The following is a 20,054-nucleotide window of genomic DNA, read 5'->3' on the forward strand; positions in this document are numbered from 1 at the left end:
CCGGCCGGCTGCAGCGCGGATGCCGTTGCGCGTTACGCGCTGCGCCTGATCGCCGACGTCTCGCGCGGCAGCGCCTCGCCGCTCGCGCCGCAACCGAGCAGGATGCCGGCCAGCAGCACGATCAGGTGCCCTTCGGCGAAATCGAGCAGCAGCGAATTCGCGAGACTGCCGATCGCGAAGATCGCGAGCCACGCGAGCAGCAAGTGCCGCGAGCGCGGATCGAGTGTGCGGCTGCCGCGCGCGATCTGCACGATCAGGTTCACGAACAACAGCAGGCCGAGCGAGCCGAGCTGCACGGCCATCAGCAGGTATTCGTTGTGCGGGTTCGACGTGAGCTGGCCTTCGGCGGCTGTCTTGCCGGCCGTGAGCTTCTCGAATTCGAACTCGAGGCCGCCCGCGCCGTAACCGATCACGGGGTGCTGGCGAAACAGCTCGAGTCCCTTCCTGTACCACTCCAGGCGCAGCCCGGTCGGCGTAGCAGCATCGCTTTGCCTGTATTGCTGCACCTCCGACGCGACCTTCACGAGCCGCCCGTTGTGAACCGTGCAGGCGGCAGCCACGAGCGCCATGCCGCCCAGCACGAGCGCGCCGGCGGCGAGCCAGGCGCGCAGCGCCGACTGTCGGCGCAACAGCAACACGAAACGTACGGCGACGACGAGGATCAGCAGCAGTGCGACGATCTGCCCGGTGCGCCCCTGCAGCATCACGAACACGTTGACGAGCGACCATGCGGCGACGCCCGCATACGCGGCGCGGGACAGCGCCGTGCGGGCAGCAAGCGCGAGATCGGCCGCCTGGTAGAACAGCAGCGCGCCGAACATGGCGGCAGCGATGTGGTTTTTGAACACCCAGGCGCGCGACAGCGGCAGTTCGGTCGCGTGCGCGGGCCCGATCGCGGTCAGCCCGAGATAGTTGGTCGTCGACAGCAGCAGGATCACGCACAACGTGCCGAACCAGCAGCGCCGCACGATCGGCGCCCAGTTCGAATGGCGGAACGCGAGCACGGCGAACGGCAGCAGCAGCAGCTTGTCGTATTTGGCGACCCAGTTCCACGCCTTGTTATGCGGCGCGACCGTATATGCGACGCTGGCAGTCAGCGCGGCGAGGATCAGCAGCGCCGCGAGCGAAGCCGGGTCGGTCACGAACGAGCGCAGGTCGCGCCAGAATTCGGGGGAGATCACGAGCGCGGCGGCGAACAGCCCGCAGAAGACGTTGGTCAGCGCGGTCGAGACGGGCACCATGCAGAGCGCGGCAACGGCGAAGGCGCGGGCGGCGGTCAGGCGCCGCGTGGCGGGAGCGGAAAACGAAAGCATCGGAACCTGTCGAATGAACGAATGCGGCTTGCGGACATCGTGCTCGCGCCGCGCGTCCCGGCGGGAGCTCCGGGACGAACGGCGCAGTATACGCGAAGCAGGCGGCGTTTCTGTGCCGTTTCAGGGGCCCGATCAGCTGAATGCGCGCTTGATCCGCGAGCGCAGCAGCGCGCGCTTCAGGCGCCCGGCGACTGCCGGCGTATCGAGCGCGATGCGCGTGCCGGCCGGCTCGCCGCGATGCAGGTAGTAGCGGTCGAACGTCGCCTGGGTCATGCCCCATTTGTTCAGGAACTGGCGGCGGCCGTCGTTCTTGACGATCTTGCCCGTGCTCTTCTGCTGGAAGTGGTAGACGAGGCTGTCGCCGACGCCGAGGAAGATCCGGCAGCCGGCGTCCCAGAATTTCATCGAGAAGTCGTTGTCGCTGCTCATGCCGGGCGACAGCTCGCTGCTGTAGCCGCCGATGCGGTTCCACCAGTCGCGGTGCACGAGCGTCGGCGGCCAGGTCGAGCCGAGCCAGTCCGCGCGCGCGAGCCGCGGGGTCGCCTCGACGAGGCCCGCCGCGTCGAAATGCTCGGCATCGCGGCCGAAATTGCTGACGACGACGCACGGGTTGCGCGTGTCGACCGGCTCGATCATCGTGCCCGACAGCATGAAAAGGTCGGTTGGCATCTGTTCGATGCGGCGCACGAGCGCCGCGTCCCAGCCGGGGCAGCAGAACATGTCGTCGTTCATGTAGACGACGTAGTCGCGCGTCGCGCGCGCGGCGGCCAGGTTCACCGCATGGCAGATGCCGATGTTGGTCGGCGACGCGGTGTGCTCGATCCCTTCGCTGCGCACCCAGTCGAGCGTGCCGTCCGAGCCGTCGTTCACGTGCACGATGATCTGGTGGTCGTACGCGGAGTGGCGGCGCAGGCTGTCGACGACGAGCTTGAGGTACGGCAGGTTGTTCCAGGTCGGGATGATGATGGAGAACATGGCGGTCGGATTCGGTAGTCGTCGTGGCGGGCGGCGCGCGGTGCAGCCGTTTGGGCGGGCACGCGCGGCGCGGGCAGCCCGGCATTGTAACGCCGGGCCGGCCGCTTGCTGGCGGCGCGCAGGGGCGGGCGCTCAGCGCGCCGGTCCGTGGCCGAGCTTCAGGAAGCGGTAATACACGGTCTCCGCGTTGAACACGGCGATCATGAAGCCCGCGCGGCCGTCGAGGAACCCGCGCCGCAGCACGTAGGTGCGCACGAACGCCCAGGCGCCGCGCGCGAGTGCCTTGCCGAAGCCGCCGCGCTGGCCGGCCGCGCGGCGCTGGCGCGCGCCGGCCGTCGAATACGCGTCGAGCTTGCGCACGACGGTTTCGAAATCCTCGTACGAGTAGTGCATCAGCTTGCCGGGCAGGCGCTGCGCGGCGGTATCGAACACGAGGCGCTCGTGCACGAGATCGTCCGAGAAACGCGCGGCGCCGCGCCGGAACAGGCGTGGCACCCAGTCGGGATACCAGCCGCTGTGATGGATCCACTGGCCGCAGAAGCTCGATAGCCGGTCCAGCGCATAGACCTGCGCGGCCGGCGCGCGGATCGCGTCGCGGATCGACTGCGCGAGCTCCGGGCTGACGATTTCGTCGGTATCGAGCGACAGGATCCAGTCGGTGCCGAGCGCGTCGAGCGCGCGGTTCTTCTGCGGGCCGAAGCCCGGCCAGTCGCGCTCGACGATCACGCGCGCGCCGTGCGCCTGCGCGATCGCGACGGTATCGTCGGTGCTGCCGCCGTCGATGACGACGACATCGTCGGCGAACGACAGCGCATCGAGGCACTGGGCGAGCCGCGCGGACGCGTTGAGGGCGATGAGGGCGACGCCGAGGGAGGGTTCAGCCATGAAATCGTCGGAAAGGCGGAGAAAACGGTGAGCGGCAGTATACCCGCGGCCCGGCCGCCGGCCGCATCGGCCATGACCGTGCCGGCGGGGGCGGTGCGGCTATAATGTTGAGCCCTTTTCGGCACCCGCCCGACAGGGGCGAAATCCCGGGCGGCCACGCGCCGGGCGCCGCATCGCGGCTCAAGAAGGATTGCCTTGGAAACCCAGAACACTCTTCGCAAACCGATGGACGGCACCGGCACCTCGCCGGTCACGGTCCTGAAGCGCCTGTGGCCGTACATCCGGCCGCTCATCGGCATCGTGGTGCTCGCCGTGATGACGATGGGCGTCGTCGCGGCCACCGAAGCCGGCATTCCGGCGCTGCTCAAGCCGCTGCTCGACCATGGCTTCGGCGCACACGGCAGCGACAACGCGAAATGGTACGTACCGATCGCGGTGATCGGCCTCGCGCTCGTGCGCGGCGTATCGCAGTACGCATCGAATTACCTGCTCAACTACGTATCGAACCGCATCCTGCTGCAACTCCGGCTCGAGATGTTCCAGCGGATGCTCCACACGAGCGCGTCGTTCTTCCAGCGCGAAACCGCGAGCACGGTGATCAACGCGATCGTGTTCGAGGTCAACCAGATCCTGTCGGTGCTGACCGGCGTGATGGTCACGCTGGTGCGCGATTCGCTGACGGTGATCTTCCTGCTCGGCTACCTGTTCTACCTGAACTGGCGGCTCACGCTGATCGTCGCGGTGATCCTGCCCGGCATCGGCTGGCTCGTCAGCAAGATCAACCGCCGCCTGCGCCGCCTGAACCGCGAGCACCAGACGCTGACCAACGAGTTGTCGTACATCGTCGAGGAGACGGTCGGCGGCTACAAGGTCGTCAAGGTGCACAACGGCGAAGCGTACGAGATGGACCGCTTCACGTCGATGAGCAAGCGCCTGCGCGGCTACGCGATGCGCATGACGATCTCGGGCGGTCTCGCGCAGCCGCTCACGCAGTTCCTCGCGTCGATCGCGCTCGCGGTCGTGATCACGATCGCGGTCGTGCAGTCGACCAACGACCAGACGACGGTCGGCGGCTTCGTCGCGTTCGTCACGTCGATGCTGCTGGTGATTTCTCCGCTCAAGCACCTGATCGACGTCAACCAGCCGCTGCAGCGCGGGATGACGGCCGCCGAGCTGATCTTCGGGCTGATCGACGAGCCGGCCGAGCCGCAGGGCGGCGGCCGGCCGCTGCCGCAGGCGCGCGGCGAGATCGAGTTCCGCGGCGTGTCGTTCGATTACGGTGCAGCCGAGCGGCCGACGCTCGACCGCATCTCGTTCAAGGTCGCGCCGGGCGAGATGATCGCGCTCGCGGGCCCGTCCGGCAGCGGCAAGACGACGCTCGTGAACCTGCTGCCGCGCTTCTTCGATCCGACGGACGGCGCGATCCTGGTCGACGGCGTGCCGGTTGCCGACTACGACCTCCACGCGCTGCGCAGCCAGATGGCGATGGTCAGCCAGGACGTCGTGCTGTTCAACGACACGATCGCCGCGAACGTCGCATACGGGCAGACACCCGACCGCGTGCGCGTGCAGGCCGCGCTCGAGGCCGCGAACCTCGCCGACGCGGTCGCCGCGATGCCCGACGGGCTCGATACGCTCGTCGGCGGCAACGGGATGCGGCTGTCCGGCGGCCAGCGCCAGCGGCTCGCGATCGCGCGCGCGATCTATAAGGACGCGCCGATCCTGATCCTGGACGAAGCGACGTCGGCGCTCGATTCGGAATCGGAGCGCCACGTGCAGGCCGCGCTCGAACGGCTGATGGAAGGGCGCACGACGCTCGTGATCGCGCACCGGCTGTCGACGATCGAGCGGGCGGACCGCATCCTCGTGCTCGAAGCCGGCAAGATCGTCGAAGAGGGCAGCCACGACGAACTGCTGCGCCACGGCGGCCTCTATGCGCATCTGCACCGGATCCAGTACCAGCAGCAGGCGGCGTGATGCGCGTTCCGTTCGCGTCAGAGCGGTGTGCTAGTCTTCATTGGGCAGGCCCGGTCGTTTGCTACGACGTGACAACACGGAGGGAAGGCACGATGAAGAAGATGCACTGCATGATGCTGGCCGCGCTGATCGCGCCGGGTTTTGCCGCGCCGGCCGCAATGGCGCAGGATCACGGCAACTACGACAAGCACGACAATCACGGCATGCATCGCGGCCATGGCCCGAAACACATGCCGCCCGGCCAGGCGATGCACCGCGAGGACGACGTGCCGCCGCGCTGGGCCGACCAGCCGCGCCGCGACTGGCATAAGGGCGACCGGCTGCCCGACGAATTCCGCGACCGCCAGTACGTGATCGACGACTGGCGCGGCTACCACCTGAGCCCGCCGCCGCGCGGTTATCACTGGGTCGGCGTGGGCGGCGATCACCTGCTCGTGCAGATCGGCTCGGGCATCGTGCTGCAGATCGGCCAGTAACCTTTCCCGCCGTTTATCCGGTTGCCGGGCGTGCGCCCGGCAACCGTGTCACTTTGCCGCCGCGCGGCGGAACCAGCGCCGCTCGATTCTCGACATCCCCCAGCACACGCCCAGCGCACACACGGTGCCGAGCGTCACCTCACCGAGCCGCATCAGCGGAATGTCCCACAGCGGGCCGTTGCCCGGAAACAGCAGCACGATCGTCGCGGTCACGCCGCCGAGCCGTGCCGCGCTGCCGACGTTCAGGCACCAGCAGCAGACGATCGTGAGCGCGACCGCGAGCGCATAGGCGACGAGGCGATCGCCGCCGAGCGCGGCGCCCGCGAAGCCGAGCACGCCGCCGATCATCGCGCCGACGAACTGGTCGCGGGACAGCGACATCGTGTCGGAGTAGTTGTGCTGCGTGACGGCGATCGCGGTGACCGCCGCCCACACGGCCTGCTCGGTGTGCAGCGCACGTCCGATCGTGTACGCGAGGCACGCGCCGCAGACGGCCTGGATGGCCATCAGCACGCCTTGCACGAAGCGCTCGCCGAAGGTCAGCCCCTTGAACAGATCGAAGACCGACTGCTGGATCTGCTGGCGGGCTTCGTTGAGTGTCCTGATCGTATCCATCATGAGTTGGCCAGGAAGCGGGTAACGGCGGCGCGCCGGCCTCAGTGCGCCTGTTCGGGCGATGCGGCGGCCGGCTCGTCGGCCGCTGCGTCGCCGTTCTCGACGCGCGTTTCGGGCATCACGAGCCAGACCAGCAGCACCGCGAGCGCACCTGCGGCCGCGAGCCCGAAGAAGCTGACCGCGTTGCCGAAGTGATCGGCGACGTAGCCGGCCGCGGCCGTGCTGAGCGTCGCGCCGATCCCGGCCGCGAGCCCGAACAGCCCGATACACAGGTTATAGCGGCCCTTGCCGCCCGCGACGTCGGCCGCGATCAGCGGCAGCATCACGCCGAACACGGCCGCGCTGATGCCGTCGAGCATCTGCACGGGCACGAGCAGGTACGGGCTGCTCACGCCGGCGAACAGCAGCGCGCGCACCGGCAGCGCGGAGAAGCCGAGCAGCAGGATCGGCCTGCGCCCCCAGCGTTGCGCGGAGCGGCCGACCCACGGCGACAGCATCGCGACGATCGCCTGCGGCACGATGATGCACGCGGCGATCACGAGCTGCACGTTCTCGCCCATCCCGGCCGTGACTTCGCCGGCCGCGAGGTTCAGCATTGCCGCGTTCGACAGGTGGAACAGCACGACGCACGCCGCGAAGATCAGCATCCGGCGGTCGCGCAGCAGTTCGAGCAGCGTTTCGCGCTCGCCGGCTTCGTCGTGATCGCCATGGTCGTCGGGCTTCGACGACTGCGGAATCACCTCGTGCGTCGGCTGGATCATCGCGAGCGCGAACAGCGCGGGCAGCGCCAGCACCGCGGTCAACCAGAACACCGCGCGCGCGGAGAAGTATTCGCCGGTGAGCCCCATCAGGCCCGCCGCGACCGCGCTGCCGATCGATGCCCAGCGCGCGTTGCGGCCGAGCCGGTCGCCGAGGTCGGCGCGGCCGACGAGCGAGAACGAGATCGCGGCCATTGCCGGCACGAGCATGCAGCTCGCGAACCCGTGGAACACCTCGGCGGCGATCACCGGCACGATCGTCGGGCTCGACGCGAGCAGCACCGCGGACAGGATGATGGCCGCGATCGCCCACGCGGCCGCGCCTTTCTTGTTCTTCAGCGCATCGACGGCCGCGCCGCCCGGCACCTGGCTGACCATCGCGCTGATCGTGCCGATCGACAGCACCATGCCGATCTCGCCCTGCGTCCACTTGTGCGACGCGAGGTAGGACGCGATGAACGGACCGAACCCGGTTTGAACGTTTGCAACGAAAAAGTTGAGCCAGTCGAGGGACCGCAGACTGCGAACGCTGACGGAATGCTTGATCGTCATCGGGTGGCACTCGCAGACGAAGCCGGCGCGGGGGCGGCAGGGGGAGGCGGCGAGACCGCGACGATCGGCTTGTCGGCCGCGTAGGGCGGCGACGCCTTGATCTGCGCATCGTTCAGGTCGAGCTGCGGATGCAGCGCCTTGTCGCGCGTGACGAAGCGCAGCGCGGCCCAGTTCGCGGCGATCGAGCGGCGGTCGGTATTGACGAGCCCGCCGAGGTCGAGCACGACGGCCTGCGGTTGCGCGGCGCGGTCGATCAGCACGTCGACGACGCGGCCGATCTTCGTGCCGTTCGGGCGCTCGACATCGCTGTCGAGCATCGGCAGCCGCGTCGCGGGCGATGCCGCGGCGGAGCCCGACAGCGGCACGGCCTTCGGCCGCGCGGCCGGCGGCAGGTCGCCCGACGGCACGTCGAGCACGATCGGCTCCTGTTTGCCGCCCGGCGTGAAGCGGAACACGTTCCACGGGAAGATGACCTTGCGGTCGCCGACGCCCATGAAGCCCTGCAGGTTGACGATCATCTCGCGCGGCTTGCCGTTCGCGTCGGTCACCATGTCGATCGCGCGGCCGATCACCTTGCCGTTGCGGCGCGCGACTTCGCTGTCGAGCAGCGCATGGATCTGGGTGCGGTCGAGCACGCGCGTCGCGACGAGCGGCGCGGGCGGCGGCGGGGGCGGCGTCGGCGATTCGGGGCGCGGTACGGGCTTCGGCCGCGTCACTTCGCGGTGCGGCTTCTTCGGCGCTTCCGGTTCCTCCGGCTGCGTCGGCGCCGGTACGGGCGGCATCGTCAGCGGCTCGCCGGCGGTTTCCTCGACGGGCTCGACGAGCGCCTCGCTGATCGGCGCGGGCGGATTCTGGGTCGGCAGCAGCCCGCAGCCGGACAGCAGCACGGCGGCGGCGAGAATCAGGAAGACCGTCGACGACGGAAACGACTTGCGGGATGCGGGAAACGGAAGTCCGCCGCTCATTGACACTCACTCCATGGGTCGGGGGCGGCCCGAGGGCACGCGGCTGGCGATGGATGGCGGGTGCGGGCGGCGCACCACGCGAGGTGAGAGTTTAACGTGTCTTGCTTTCAGGACCGATTTCGATGGCCGATTGGAGGCGGACTGTCGGGGAAAAGGAAGGGATCGGAGGCGGGGCGGGGGATGCCGAATGACGGTTGAGGTCAAGGTTGCGGCGCCTGATCAGGGGTAGTCACGGTCGACGCGGCGCGAATCGTGTGAGTCGGTGCCGGTCGCGCGGGTGTCGGGCGACGGGGAAGGGAGGGAGCGGGAGAGGAGATGGTGCACGCAGGCGCCGGCCTGGCCAGCCTTCACGGCGGGCAGGCGCGGGCGCTGCCCGCTGCAGGGAGATACCGGAAAGTCAGGCGTCCGGATACCACGCGTCGGTGAATTCGCTGACCTTGACGTCGGTCAGTTCCGGCCGTGCGGCTAGCCAGCCGCGCACGATCTCGCGATCGGCGTCGGTCGTCGTGCCGCGCGGTGCGCCGGAGATCACGTAGGCGCCGATGCCTTCGTCCGCGGACGCGACGGTCAGCAGCCCGTTCGCTTCGACGAAGTCGATGAACGCGTCGATCAGTTCGCCGCGTTCGAGGTCGGTCATCTCGTTGCGGTAATGCGCGGTCGCGTTGAACGCGAGTTCCTGGAATTCGCCGATGTGGAGTTTCTTGCGCTGGCGGCGGTTGTGGCCTTGGCTCATGGTGCGTGATGAATACGAAAAGGGTAAGTGAAAGGGCGGCGGCGGGCGCTGGCGCGGGATGCGCGAGCGGCCCGGGCGCCGCATCGAAGCGCCGCGCGGCGATGCCGGCGGCGGATGGGCGGAACGTTACATCAGCACGATATCGTACTGCTCCTGGCTCAGGTTCGATTCGACCTGCAGCGACACCGGCTTGCCGATGAAGTCGATCAGCATCGCGAGATGCTGCGACTCCTCGTCGAGGAACAGATCGATCACCTGCTGCGCGGCGATCACACGGAATTCGCGCGGGTTGAACTGCCGCGATTCGCGCAGGATCTCGCGCAAGATGTCGTAGCACACGGTGCGCGACGTCTTCACCTGGCCCTTGCCCTGGCAGGTCGGGCAGGGCTCGCACAGCACGTGCGCGAGCGATTCGCGCGTGCGCTTGCGCGTCATCTCGACGAGCCCGAGCTGCGAGAAGGTGTTGACCGTCACGCGCGTGCGGTCGCGCGACAGCGCCTTCTTCAGCTCGGACAGCACCGCGTCGCGATGCTCGGCGTTCTCCATGTCGATGAAGTCGATGATGATGATCCCGCCGAGGTTGCGCAGCCGCAGTTGCCGCGCGATCGTGTGCGCGGCCTCGAGGTTGGTCTTGAAGATCGTGTCGTCGAAGTTGCGCGCGCCGACATAGCCGCCCGTGTTCACGTCGATCGTCGTCATCGCCTCGGTCTGGTCGATCATCAGGTAGCCGCCCGACTTCAGGTCGACGCGGCGCGACAGCGCGCGCTGGATCTCCGTCTCGATGTTGTACAGGTCGAACAGCGGCCGCTCGCCGGTGTAGTGGTGCAGCTTCGGGCTCACGGCCGGCGTGAACTCGGACGCGAATTCGGAGAGGCGCTGGTACGTCTCGCGCGAATCGACCTGGATGCGCGTCGTGTCGTCGTTCGCGAAATCGCGCAGCACGCGCTGCGCGAGATCGAGATCCTGGTACAGCAGGCTCGTCGCCGGCAGCCGCTGCGCCTGCGCGACGATCGTCGCCCACGTCTTGCGCAGGTAGGCGACGTCGCCGGCCAGCTCGTCGGAGGTCGCATCCTCGGCGATCGTGCGCACGATATAGCCGCCTTTCTCGTCCGGCGGGATCACGGCCGTCAGGCGCGCGCGCACGGCCTCGCGCTCGGCCTCGCTCTCGATCTTCTGCGAGATGCCGATATGCGGCTCCTGCGGCAGGTAGACGAGCGTGCGGCCCGCGATGCTGACCTGCGTCGACAGCCGCGCGCCCTTCGTGCCGATCGGATCCTTGATCACCTGGACCATCAGCGTCTGGCCTTCGAACACGGTCTTCTCGATCGGCTGGTGCGGCGCGCTCGATTGCGGCTCGCCCGCGAGGCGCGGATGCCAGATGTCGGCGACGTGCAGGAACGCCGCGCGCTCGAGGCCGATGTCGATGAACGCCGACTGCATGCCGGGCAGCACGCGCACGACCTTGCCGAGATAGATGTTGCCGACCCGCCCGCGCGACAGCGTGCGCTCGACGTGAAGCTCCTGCACCGCGCCTTGCTGGACGAGTGCGACCCGCGTTTCCTGCGGCGTGAGGTTGATCAGGATTTCTTCGTTCATGGTGGGATTCAGAAGGCGACACGCGCGGCGCGCAACAGCGCCGCGGTCTCAAAAAGGGGCAGACCCATGATACCCGAATGGGAACCGTCGATCCGCTCGATGAATTCGGCCGCGCGCCCCTGGATCGCGTACGCGCCGGCCTTGCCGAACGGCTCGCCCGTTTCGACGTAGCGCGCGTATGCGTCGCGCGACGCCGCCGCGAAGCGCACCGACGAGCGCGACAGCGCGGGCGGCAGCAGTTCGCCGCGCGCGTCGATCACGGCGACGGCGGTCAGCACCGCGTGTTCGCGGCCCGCGAGGCGCATCAGCATCGCGAGCGCGTCATCGGCGTCGGCCGGCTTGCCGAGGATCGCGCCGTCGATCGTGACGGTCGTATCGGCAACCAGCACCGGCGCGGCCGGCTTGCCGCTCGCGACGAGGCGCGCACGCGCGGCTTCGGCCTTCGCGACGGTCACGCGCCGCACGTACGCATCGGCGGCTTCGCCGGGCAGTTCGGCTTCGAGCGCCTCGGCGTCCTCGTCGGGGCGCGGCAGTAGCAACTCGAAGCGTACGCCGATCTGCTGCAGCAGCTCCTGGCGGCGCGGGCTTTGCGAAGCGAGGTAAAGGATCGGGAAAAGCGCGGGGGACGTGCTGGACGGCATGGTGTCGTTATCTCGGTGAGCGCGCGCGGCGCGCGTCTCGAGGACGACACGTCATGCGCGGTGGTAGGGGTGATTCTGCGTGATGCTCCACGCCCGGTAAAGCTGTTCGGCGAGCAGCACGCGCACCATCCCGTGCGGCAGCGTCATGCTCGAGATGCGCAGCAGCACGTCGGCGCGTGCTTTCAGTTCCGGATCGAGCCCGTCGGCGCCGCCGATCACGAACGCGACGTCGCGGCCGTCCTGCTGCCAGCCGGGCAGCGCCTGCGCGAGCTGCATCGTGGTCCAGTCGCGGCCGCGCTCGTCGAGCGCGACGACGCGCGCGCCCTTCGGCAGCGCGGCCTCGATCTTTTGCCGCTCGGCCGCCATCACGCTTTCGGCGCTACGGCCGCCCGAGCGCAGTTCGGGCTTGATCTCGCGCAGCTCGATGCGCAGCTCGGGCGGCATCCGCTTCGTGTATTCGTCGAAGCCGGATGCGATCCAGCCCGGCATCTTGTGGCCGACCGCGAGGATGAAAAGCTTCATCGGGACGATTCGTGACGACTTAGCGGCGGCGGGCGGCCGTCTTGCGTGCCGGGCGGGCCGGCGCGGCTTCTTCCTCGTCTTCGCCGTCTTCGCTGGCCGTCGCAAAGCCATTCTGGCCCTTGCCGCCGCCGAGCTTCATCCGCACGGGCTTGTCGCCCCAGATTTCCTCGAGGTTGTAGTACTGGCGCAGGGCCGGCTGCAGGATGTGCACGACGGCGTCGCCGCAGTCGACGAGCACCCATTCGCCGGTTTCCTCGCCCTCGGAGCTGACGATGTCGCCGCCGGCTTCCTTGACCTTGTCGCGCACGCTCGACGCGAGGGCCTTGGTCTGGCGGTTGGAGGTGCCCGATGCGACGACCACGCGGTCGAACAGTTCGGTCAGGTGGCTGGTGTTGAACACCTTGATGTCTTGCGCCTTGACGTCTTCGAGGGCGTCGACGATCACGCGCTGCAGTTTGCGAATATCCATGGAATCAGGTGTGGTAGAGGCGATGTTGAAGAATATAGGCCCATACGGCGGCCGGTACATGTTCGGCCGATGCGTCGGGCATTTGCGCATGGCGCGCGATGCATTCGCGCAGGTGCGCGCGGATGTCGGTCGCGGCGATGTCGAACGCGAGGGTCGTGTCGATCAGCAGGCGGCCGGCCGGCGTGGCCTTCAGCACGTCGGCGCCGGCCTGCCGCGCGGCGATTTCCTGCGCAACCTCCGGCGGCGCCGCGCCGAGCTCGAAGCCCGGGCGCGTCGACGCGCAGATGTGCGCGTAGTCGAACAGCTTGCGCCAGTCGCGCCACGTGTCGAGGCGCACGAGCTGGTCGGCGCCGATCAGCAGCGACAGCGACGCGTCCGGGCCGACCCGCTCGCGCCAGCGCGCGAGCGTGTCGACCGTGTAGGTCGGGCCGGCGTGCTCGATCTCGTCGGTGGCGACGGTCACGGTCACGCCCGGCAGCACGAGCGAATCCGCGGCCGCGCGCGTCATCGCGAGCCGGTGCTCGGCGGCCGACACGTCGCGCTTCTGGTACGGCTGCCCGGCGGGCAGCAGCACGAGCTCGGTCAGCCCGAGCAGTTTGGCGAACCGGCGCGCGAGCGCGAGATGGCCGTCGTGGATCGGGTCGAAAGTGCCGCCCAGCAAGCCGATACGACGCGGCAGCGGGGCGGGGCGGGCGGTGGTGTCCAGAAACGCGTCCTTTTCTTGGGGCGGCGGGGTGCGCGGGCTCAGACCCAGTCGCGCGGCACGATGAAGTCGCTGTACAGGCGCGCTTCAGGCGTTCCCGGTTCGGGTTGCCAGTTGTAGCGCCAGTTCGCGACCGGCGGCATCGACATCAGGATCGACTCGGTCCGGCCGCCGCTTTGCAGGCCGAACAGCGTGCCACGGTCGAACACGAGGTTGAATTCGACGTAACGGCCGCGGCGGTAGGCCTGGAAGTCGCGCTCGCGCTCGCCGTACGGCAGGTCGGCGCGGCGCTCGACGATCGGCAGGTAGGCCTGCAGGAACGCATCGCCGACGCTTTGCATCATGTCAAACGAGCGTTCGAAACCGGGCTCGGAGAAATCGTCGAAGAAGATCCCGCCGATGCCGCGCATCTCGTTGCGGTGCTTCAGGAAGAAATACTCGTCGCACCATTTCTTGAAGCGCGGGTAGAGCTCGGCGCCGAACGGGTCGAGCGCATCCTTGCAGGTCTGGTGGAAATGGCGCGCGTCATCCTCGAAACCGTAAACCGGTGTCAGATCCATGCCGCCGCCGAACCAGAACACGGGGTCTTCGCCCGGTTTCGTCGCGATCAGCATCCGCACGTTCATGTGCACGGTCGGGCAGTACGGATTGCGCGGGTGCAGCACGAGCGACACGCCGAGCGCCTCGAAGCCGCGGCCCGCGAGCTGCGGGCGCGCCGCGCTCGCCGACGGCGGCAGCGCGTCGCCCGCGACGTCGGAAAAGCCGATCCCCGCGCGTTCGAACACGCGGCCGCCTTCGAGAATCCGCGTGCAGCCGCCGCCGCGCAGGCGTTCGGCCGGCCCGCGCTGCCACGCATCGGTCGCGAGCGGCGTGCCGTCGAGCGCGCCGAGCGCGTCGGCGATGCGTGCCTGCAGGCCCTGGAGGTACGTGCGCACGCGCGCCACGTCGTAGGTCGAATCGGTCATGTCTGGACTGGGTGCCCCCGCCCGAAGCGGGGGCCGTAAAAAAGGCATCTGCCGGGCATTCTATCGAACCCCGGCAGAGAGGCCGCCGCGCGAGGGCGGGGCGGCGGTTGCGATCGTCACACGCTCTTGCGGTTGAGCGCGCGGAAACCGATGTCGCGGCGGTACTGCATGCCTTCGAAATTGATCTGGTTGATCGTGTCGTACGCATGCTGCTGCGCTTCGCGCACCGAATCGGCGAGGCCGACCACGCACAGCACGCGGCCGCCGGACGTCACGAGCTTGTCGCCGTCGCCGAGCGTCGTGCCCGCATGGAACGTGACGGCCTGTTCGGTCTCGGCCGGGATCCCGTTGATGCGGTCGCCCTTGCGCGGCGCGTCCGGGTAGCCGTGCGCGGCCAGCACGACGCCGAGCGCGGTGCGGCGGTCCCAGTCGAGCTCGACCGTATCGAGCGTGCCCGCGATCGCCTGCTCGACGACCTTCGAGAAATCGCTCTTCAGGCGCGCCATGATCGGCTGCGTTTCCGGGTCGCCCATCCGGCAGTTGAACTCGAGCGTGCGCGGATTGCCTTCCTTGTCGATCATCAGGCCCGCATACAGGAAGCCCGTGAAGCGGATGCCGTCCTTCTCCATCCCGCGCACGGTCGGCATGATGATTTCGCGCATCACGCGTGCGTGCATCTGCGGCGTGACGATCGGCGCGGGCGAATACGCACCCATGCCGCCGGTGTTCGGACCGCGGTCCTCGTCGAGCAGGCGCTTGTGGTCCTGGCTGGACGCCAGCGCCAGCGCATGCTTGCCGTCGACCATCACGATGAAGCTCGCTTCCTCGCCATCGAGGAATTCCTCGATCACGACGCGCGCGCCGGCATCGCCGAGCTTGTTGCCCGACAGCATCATGTCGACGGCGGCGTGTGCTTCTTCGAGCGTCATCGCGACGACGACGCCCTTGCCGGCCGCGAGGCCGTCGGCCTTCACGACGATCGGTGCACCCTTCGCGTCGATGTACGCATGGGCTGCGGCGGCATCGGAGAAGGTTTCGTAGTCGGCCGTCGGGATGCCGTGACGCTTCATGAACGCCTTCGCGAAATCCTTCGAGCTTTCGAGCTGCGCGGCTTCGCGGGTCGGGCCGAACACCTTCAGGCCGCGCGCGCGGAACAGGTTGACGATGCCGGCCGCGAGCGGTGCTTCCGGACCGACGAGCGTGAACGCGACGCCTTCGCTTTCCGCGAAATCGGCGAGTTCGTCGAGCGACGTGATGTCGACGTTCTTCAGACGCTCGTCCTGCGCCGTGCCGCCATTGCCGGGTGCGACGTAGACCATCTGGACGCGCGGCGACTGCGCGAGCTTCCACGCCAGCGCGTGTTCGCGGCCGCCGGAGCCAACGACGAGTAGTTTCATGGGATTCCCCGCAGACTAGAAAACAGGGCGGCCGGCACGCTCAGGCGCGCCGGCCGCGGATTCGGTCGGGCCGCCGCCGCGACAGGAGCACGGCGGCCGGCATCTCATTCCTCGACGATGACGGCGTTCGTATACACGTCCTGCACGTCGTCGAGGTTCTCGAGCGCGTCCAGGAGCTTCTGCATCTTCGCCGCGTCGTCGCCGGTGAATTCGACTTCGTTTTGCGGCTTCATCGTCACTTCGGCGAGCTCGGCCTTGAAGCCGGCAGCTTCGAGCGCGTCCTTCACCTTCGAGAATTCCTGCCAGTCGCACAGCACTTCGATCGAGCCGTCGTCGTTCGTGTTCACGTCGTTCGCGCCGGCTTCGAGCGCGGCTTCCATCAGCGCGTCTTCCGACGTGCCGGGCGCGAACAGGAACTGGCCGACGTGATCGAACATGAACGCGACCGAGCCGTCGGTGCCCATGTTGCCGCCGAACTTCGAGAACGCGTGGCGGACTTCCGCGACCGTACGGGTGCGGTTGTCGGTCAGCGTGTCGACGATGATCGCCGCGCCGCTGATGCCGTAGCCTTCGTAACGGATTTCCTCGTAGTTCGCGCCGTCCGCGCCGCCGACGCCGCGATCGATCGCGCGCTTGACGTTGTCCTTCGGCATGTTCGCGTCGGCCGCCTTGTCGACCGCGAGACGCAGGCGCGGGTTCGAGTTGACGTCGCCGCCGCCGAGGCGGGCCGCGACCTGGATTTCCTTGATCAGGCGGGTCCAGATCTTGCCGCGCTTCGCGTCGGCCGCTGCCTTCTTATGCTTGATGTTGGCCCATTTCGAATGACCAGCCATACCTTTCTCCGTGCCCGGGCGCGCTGCGCGGGCGATTGTGCCAATGTGTCGTTGAATCGGCGGCCGTTTCGGCGGGCATGAAGCCGCGGGGCCGCGCGTGTCGAGTGGATCGAGATTTTATCACGCGGCGACCGCCGGATCGGGGCCGCCGCGCATGGCCGAACGGCCGGGCAGGCCGCCGCGGGATACCCGACGGCGCGCCGCGCGGCCGCGCAGGCACGTCAGTTCTTGGTGCCGAACAGGCGGTCGCCCGCGTCGCCGAGGCCCGGCACGATGTACGCGTGCTCGTTCAGGTGCGAGTCGAGCGAAGCCACATACAGCTTCACGTCCGGGTGCGCGTCCTGGAACACCTGCACGCCCTCGGGCGCGGCGACGAGCGCGACGAACATGATGTTCGCGGCCGGCACGTTGCGGCGCTTGAGCACGTCGACCGCATGCACGGCCGAATAGCCGGTCGCGACCATCGGGTCGCACAGGATGAAGATGCGGTCCTCGAGGTCGGGCAGGCGCACGAGGTATTCGACCGGGCGGTGGTCTTCGGCGCGGTATACGCCGATGTGGCCGACGCGCGCGGACGGGACCAGGTCGAGCAGGCCGTCCGACATCCCGATGCCCGCGCGCAGCACGGGCACGATCGCGAGCTTCTTGCCCGCGATCACGGGCGCGTCGACCTCGACGAGCGGGGTTTCGACCCGTCTGGTCGTGATCGGCAGGTTGCGGGTGATCTCATAGCCCATCAGCAGCGTGATCTCGCGCAGCAGTTCGCGGAACGTGCGCGTCGACGTGTCCTTGTCGCGCATGTGGGTGAGCTTGTGCTGGATCAGCGGGTGATCGAGGATGAAGAGATTCGGGAAACGGCTGTCCTGTTTCATGACGGGGGCGCCTTGGCGGCAAAAGGGGATCGGGGCGACGGCGGCGCCGGGCCGGCCGCCGCTTATGGCCGCAATTTTACCAAGGCGCGCCACATGATCCGGATATTATCGACGTCTCACGACAATCCGCGTGCCGCGCACGCCCGTTCGCCCGCCCGACGGCGCGACTCGGGGCCGCATCGGCGCGCTTCGCCACCAGGGAATCGACGATGGATCTCGGCATCGCAGGAAAGACCGCGCTCGTGTGCGCGGCAAGCAAGGGCCTCGGGCGCGGCTGCGCGGAAGCGCTGGCCGCCGAGGGCGTGAACCTCGTGATCGTCGCGCGCACGCGCGACACGCTCGAGGCCACCGCCGACGCGATCCGCGCGGCGTCCGGCGTGTCGGTCACGGCGGTCGCGTGCGACATCACGACGCCGGACGGGCGCGCGGCCGCGCTTGCCGCGTGCCCGCAGCCGGACATTCTCGTGAACAATGCGGGCGGCCCGCCGCCGGGCGACTTCCGCGACTTCTCGCACGACGACTGGATCCGCGCGCTCGAGTCGAACATGCTGACGCCGATCGAGCTGATCCGCGCGACCATCGACGGGATGATCGCGCGCGGCTTCGGCCGGATCGTCAACATCACGAGTTCGGCCGTGAAGGCGCCGATCGACGTGCTCGCGCTGTCGAACGGCGCTCGCTCGGGGCTGACCGGCTTCGTCGCGGGGCTGTCGCGCAAGGTCGCCGGCCAGGGCGTGACGATCAACAGCCTGCTGCCGGGGCTGTTCGACACCGACCGGATCGCGACGACGCTCGCCGCGTCGGCGCAGGCGCAGGGCGTGACCGTCGACGAAATGCGCGCGCGGCGCACGAAGGACATCCCGGCCGGCCGCCTCGGCACGCGCGAGGAATTCGGCGCGGCGTGCGCGTTCCTGTGCAGCGTGCATGCCGGCTATATCACCGGGCAGAACTGGCTGCTCGACGGCGGCGCGTATCCGGGCACGTTCTGACGCGCGCCCGCCAGATCACGATCACGACAACAACTGAACGACAAAGGAACCGGAGATGAGCAAACCCCGCATCGCACTGATTGCGCACGACGCGAAGAAGGACGAGATCGTCGCGCTCGCGGGTCAATTTCGCGAGACGCTCGCGCAATGCCGGCTGGTCGCGACCGGCACGACGGGCGGCCGCATCGCGGCCGCGCACGGGCTGGAGGTCGAGCGCAAGCTGTCGGGGCCGCTCGGCGGCGACCTGCAGATCGGCGCCGAGCTGGCCGACGGCCGCATCGACATCGTCGTGTTCCTGCGCGACCCGATGACCGCGCAGCCGCACGACCCCGACATCACCGCGCTCGTGCGCGCATGCGACGTGCACGACGTGCCGGTCGCGACCAACGTCGCGACGGCGCGGATGCTGCTCGACGATCTGGCGCGGAGCATGCAGGACGTTTGCTAGGCGCTTGCTGCGCCCGATTGCCCCTGCTGGCGGCAGGGCCATGCACGGACGGCAGCGACGCGCGAGAATCGTGCGTCGCGACGCGCACCCGCCGCCCGGTTCCTGCATGAAGCGGCCGGCCCACGCATCGGCGACCCGGATTTTTTCCTGACCGATTGACAGACGAGGAGCGAAACGATGCCGAAAGCAATCCGATACGACCAGCCGGGCGGCCCGGACGTGATGAAGTGGGTCGATGTCGAGGTCGGCGAGCCGAAGGCGGGCGAAGTCCGCATCCGGCAGCACGCGGTCGGGCTCAACTACATCGACGTGTATTTCCGCACGGGTCTCTATCCGCAGCCGCTGCCCGGCGGCCTCGGGATGGAGGCGGCGGGCGAGGTGACGGCCGTCGGCGACGGCGTGGCCGCGCTCAAGGTCGGCGACCGCGTCGCCTATGTCGGGCAGCCGCCGGGCGCGTATGCGCAGGAGCGCGTGATGCCGGCCGAGCGGCTCGTGAAGCTGCCGGACGGCATCAGCTACGACGACGCGGCGTCGGTGATGCTGCAAGGCCTGACCGCGCACTACCTGCTGCGCCGCACGTATCCGGTAAAGGCCGGCGACACGATCCTGATTCACGCGGCGGCCGGCGGCGTCGGCCTGCTCGTGTGCCAGTGGGCGAAGGCGCTCGGTGCGACCGTGATCGGCACGGTCGGCTCCGACGAGAAAGCCGAGCTGGCGAAGGCGCACGGCTGCGACTATCCGGTCGTCTATACGCGCGAGAACTTCACGCAGCGCGTGAAGGAGATCACGAACGGCGCGGGCGTGCCGGTCGTCTACGATTCGATCGGCAAGGACACCTACATCGGCTCGCTCGACAGCCTCGCGCCGCTCGGGCTGTTCGTCAGCTTCGGCAACGCGTCGGGCCCGCTGCCGCCGATCGACTCGAAGGAGTTCTCGTCGCGCGGCTCGCTGTTCTTCACGCGGCCGACGCTGTTCTCGTACATCGCGAAGCGCGCCGATCTCGAAGCCGCGGCCGCCGAGCTGTTCGACGTGATCCTGTCGGGCAAGGTGAAGACGAGCATCAACCAGCGCTATCCGCTCGCGGAAGTCGGCCGCGCGCATGAAGATCTCGAGGCGCGCAAGACCACCGGCTCGACGATCCTCGTTCCCTGACCGTTCCCTTCGTGCCGGCGCCATGCCGGCACGCGCCTTCGCGGGCGGCGCTGCGGCGCCGCCCGTCCTGCGTCCGTTTTCCTCCCGCCTCGCGTTTACACGTTTTTTACATCCGCCCCGATACCTTTGACCCGTCCTTTACGTGCGTTCCCATAAGGTTCTAGTCGTCTGATTTCGACGACGGAGAACACAAAAATGGATGGGGTATTCATCGGCGC

Annotated in this window: 21 protein-coding genes; 5 read left to right on the forward strand and 16 right to left on the reverse strand. The window is 68.6% G+C overall.

Annotation, left to right across the window (positions count from 1 at the left end; translation table 11 throughout):
* Positions 1 to 32: 32 nt before the first annotated feature.
* From ACM6JT_RS05200 to ACM6JT_RS05210, 3 genes are all read right to left on the reverse strand, one after another.
* A complete protein-coding gene (locus ACM6JT_RS05200; RefSeq protein WP_414856069.1) occupies positions 33 to 1,313 on the reverse strand; it encodes an O-antigen ligase family protein in 1,281 nt (426 codons plus the stop codon).
* 132 nt (positions 1,314 to 1,445) lie between these two features.
* Positions 1,446 to 2,288 (reverse strand): glycosyltransferase family 2 protein, encoded by an 843-nt coding sequence (locus tag ACM6JT_RS05205; protein WP_105390997.1) that lies wholly within the window; start codon positions 2,286 to 2,288, stop codon positions 1,446 to 1,448.
* Between the two features lie 132 nt (positions 2,289 to 2,420).
* On the reverse strand, positions 2,421 to 3,173 hold the full coding sequence (locus ACM6JT_RS05210; RefSeq protein ID WP_034184833.1) for a glycosyltransferase family 2 protein: 753 nt from the start codon (positions 3,171 to 3,173) through the stop codon (positions 2,421 to 2,423).
* Between the two features lie 225 nt (positions 3,174 to 3,398).
* Between ACM6JT_RS05210 and msbA the strand changes: the two genes are divergently transcribed.
* Positions 3,399 to 5,150, forward strand: coding sequence for a lipid A export permease/ATP-binding protein MsbA (gene msbA, locus ACM6JT_RS05215; RefSeq protein ID WP_243564760.1), 1,752 nt, complete (start codon positions 3,399 to 3,401; stop codon positions 5,148 to 5,150).
* Between the two features lie 92 nt (positions 5,151 to 5,242).
* Positions 5,243 to 5,626, forward strand: coding sequence for an RcnB family protein (locus ACM6JT_RS05220; RefSeq protein ID WP_414856070.1), 384 nt, complete (start codon positions 5,243 to 5,245; stop codon positions 5,624 to 5,626).
* A 48-nt stretch (positions 5,627 to 5,674) separates the two neighbouring features.
* On the opposite strand, the gene ACM6JT_RS05225 is transcribed toward ACM6JT_RS05220, so the two are convergent.
* From ACM6JT_RS05225 to upp, 13 genes are all read right to left on the reverse strand, one after another.
* Positions 5,675 to 6,241, reverse strand: coding sequence for an FUSC family protein (locus tag ACM6JT_RS05225; RefSeq protein ID WP_034184836.1), 567 nt, complete (start codon positions 6,239 to 6,241; stop codon positions 5,675 to 5,677).
* 41 nt (positions 6,242 to 6,282) lie between these two features.
* Positions 6,283 to 7,551 carry an MFS transporter gene (locus ACM6JT_RS05230; protein WP_034184837.1) on the reverse strand — a complete coding sequence of 423 codons (1,269 nt, stop codon included), beginning with the start codon at positions 7,549 to 7,551 and terminating at the stop codon, positions 6,283 to 6,285.
* Positions 7,548 to 8,516, reverse strand: coding sequence for a PRC-barrel domain-containing protein (locus ACM6JT_RS05235; RefSeq protein ID WP_131946543.1), 969 nt, complete (start codon positions 8,514 to 8,516; stop codon positions 7,548 to 7,550). Before ACM6JT_RS05235 ends, ACM6JT_RS05230 begins: the two co-directional genes overlap by 4 nt.
* Positions 8,517 to 8,913: 397 nt before the next feature.
* Positions 8,914 to 9,249 (reverse strand): YggL family protein, encoded by a 336-nt coding sequence (locus ACM6JT_RS05240; protein WP_034184839.1) that lies wholly within the window; start codon positions 9,247 to 9,249, stop codon positions 8,914 to 8,916.
* A gap of 126 nt (positions 9,250 to 9,375) precedes the next feature.
* A complete protein-coding gene (gene rng, locus ACM6JT_RS05245) occupies positions 9,376 to 10,845 on the reverse strand; it encodes a ribonuclease G (protein ID WP_034184840.1) in 1,470 nt (489 codons plus the stop codon).
* Between the two features lie 8 nt (positions 10,846 to 10,853).
* Positions 10,854 to 11,486: a Maf family protein gene (locus ACM6JT_RS05250; RefSeq protein ID WP_414856071.1), complete on the reverse strand. Its 633-nt coding sequence runs from the start codon at positions 11,484 to 11,486 to the stop codon at positions 10,854 to 10,856.
* Positions 11,487 to 11,537: 51 nt separating this feature from the next.
* The gene (gene rlmH / locus ACM6JT_RS05255) at positions 11,538 to 12,008 is read right to left on the reverse strand and encodes a 23S rRNA (pseudouridine(1915)-N(3))-methyltransferase RlmH (RefSeq protein ID WP_034184842.1); all 471 of its coding nucleotides are present in this window, start codon (positions 12,006 to 12,008) and stop codon (positions 11,538 to 11,540) included.
* Between the two features lie 19 nt (positions 12,009 to 12,027).
* Complete coding sequence (gene rsfS / locus ACM6JT_RS05260) at positions 12,028 to 12,477, reverse strand: ribosome silencing factor (RefSeq protein WP_105390993.1); 450 nt, start codon at positions 12,475 to 12,477, stop codon at positions 12,028 to 12,030.
* 4 nt (positions 12,478 to 12,481) lie between these two features.
* Positions 12,482 to 13,183 carry a nicotinate-nucleotide adenylyltransferase gene (locus tag ACM6JT_RS05265; RefSeq protein ID WP_414856090.1) on the reverse strand — a complete coding sequence of 234 codons (702 nt, stop codon included), beginning with the start codon at positions 13,181 to 13,183 and terminating at the stop codon, positions 12,482 to 12,484.
* A 38-nt stretch (positions 13,184 to 13,221) separates the two neighbouring features.
* Complete coding sequence (gene hemF, locus ACM6JT_RS05270) at positions 13,222 to 14,145, reverse strand: oxygen-dependent coproporphyrinogen oxidase (protein WP_034184845.1); 924 nt, start codon at positions 14,143 to 14,145, stop codon at positions 13,222 to 13,224.
* A 116-nt stretch (positions 14,146 to 14,261) separates the two neighbouring features.
* A complete protein-coding gene (purD, locus tag ACM6JT_RS05275) occupies positions 14,262 to 15,542 on the reverse strand; it encodes a phosphoribosylamine--glycine ligase (RefSeq protein WP_034184846.1) in 1,281 nt (426 codons plus the stop codon).
* Between the two features lie 104 nt (positions 15,543 to 15,646).
* Positions 15,647 to 16,375, reverse strand: a complete 729-nt coding sequence (locus ACM6JT_RS05280) for a YebC/PmpR family DNA-binding transcriptional regulator (protein WP_034184847.1) — start codon at positions 16,373 to 16,375, stop codon at positions 15,647 to 15,649.
* Positions 16,376 to 16,596: 221 nt separating this feature from the next.
* Entirely contained in the window at positions 16,597 to 17,247 is a 651-nt protein-coding gene (gene upp / locus ACM6JT_RS05285; protein ID WP_034184848.1) for a uracil phosphoribosyltransferase, read from the reverse strand.
* 209 nt (positions 17,248 to 17,456) lie between these two features.
* On the opposite strand from upp, the gene ACM6JT_RS05290 reads away from it, so the two are divergent.
* From ACM6JT_RS05290 to ACM6JT_RS05300, 3 genes are all read left to right on the forward strand, one after another.
* Positions 17,457 to 18,236: an SDR family oxidoreductase gene (locus tag ACM6JT_RS05290; protein WP_034184849.1), complete on the forward strand. Its 780-nt coding sequence runs from the start codon at positions 17,457 to 17,459 to the stop codon at positions 18,234 to 18,236.
* A 55-nt stretch (positions 18,237 to 18,291) separates the two neighbouring features.
* Entirely contained in the window at positions 18,292 to 18,684 is a 393-nt protein-coding gene (locus ACM6JT_RS05295; RefSeq protein ID WP_034184850.1) for a methylglyoxal synthase, read from the forward strand.
* 177 nt (positions 18,685 to 18,861) lie between these two features.
* A complete protein-coding gene (locus ACM6JT_RS05300) occupies positions 18,862 to 19,836 on the forward strand; it encodes a quinone oxidoreductase family protein (RefSeq protein ID WP_105390989.1) in 975 nt (324 codons plus the stop codon).
* The last annotated feature ends 218 nt before the right edge of the window (positions 19,837 to 20,054 follow it).

It is taken from the genome of Burkholderia sp. IT-111MI5 (assembly GCF_949752865.1).
Lineage (GTDB): Bacteria > Pseudomonadota > Gammaproteobacteria > Burkholderiales > Burkholderiaceae > Burkholderia > Burkholderia pyrrocinia_C.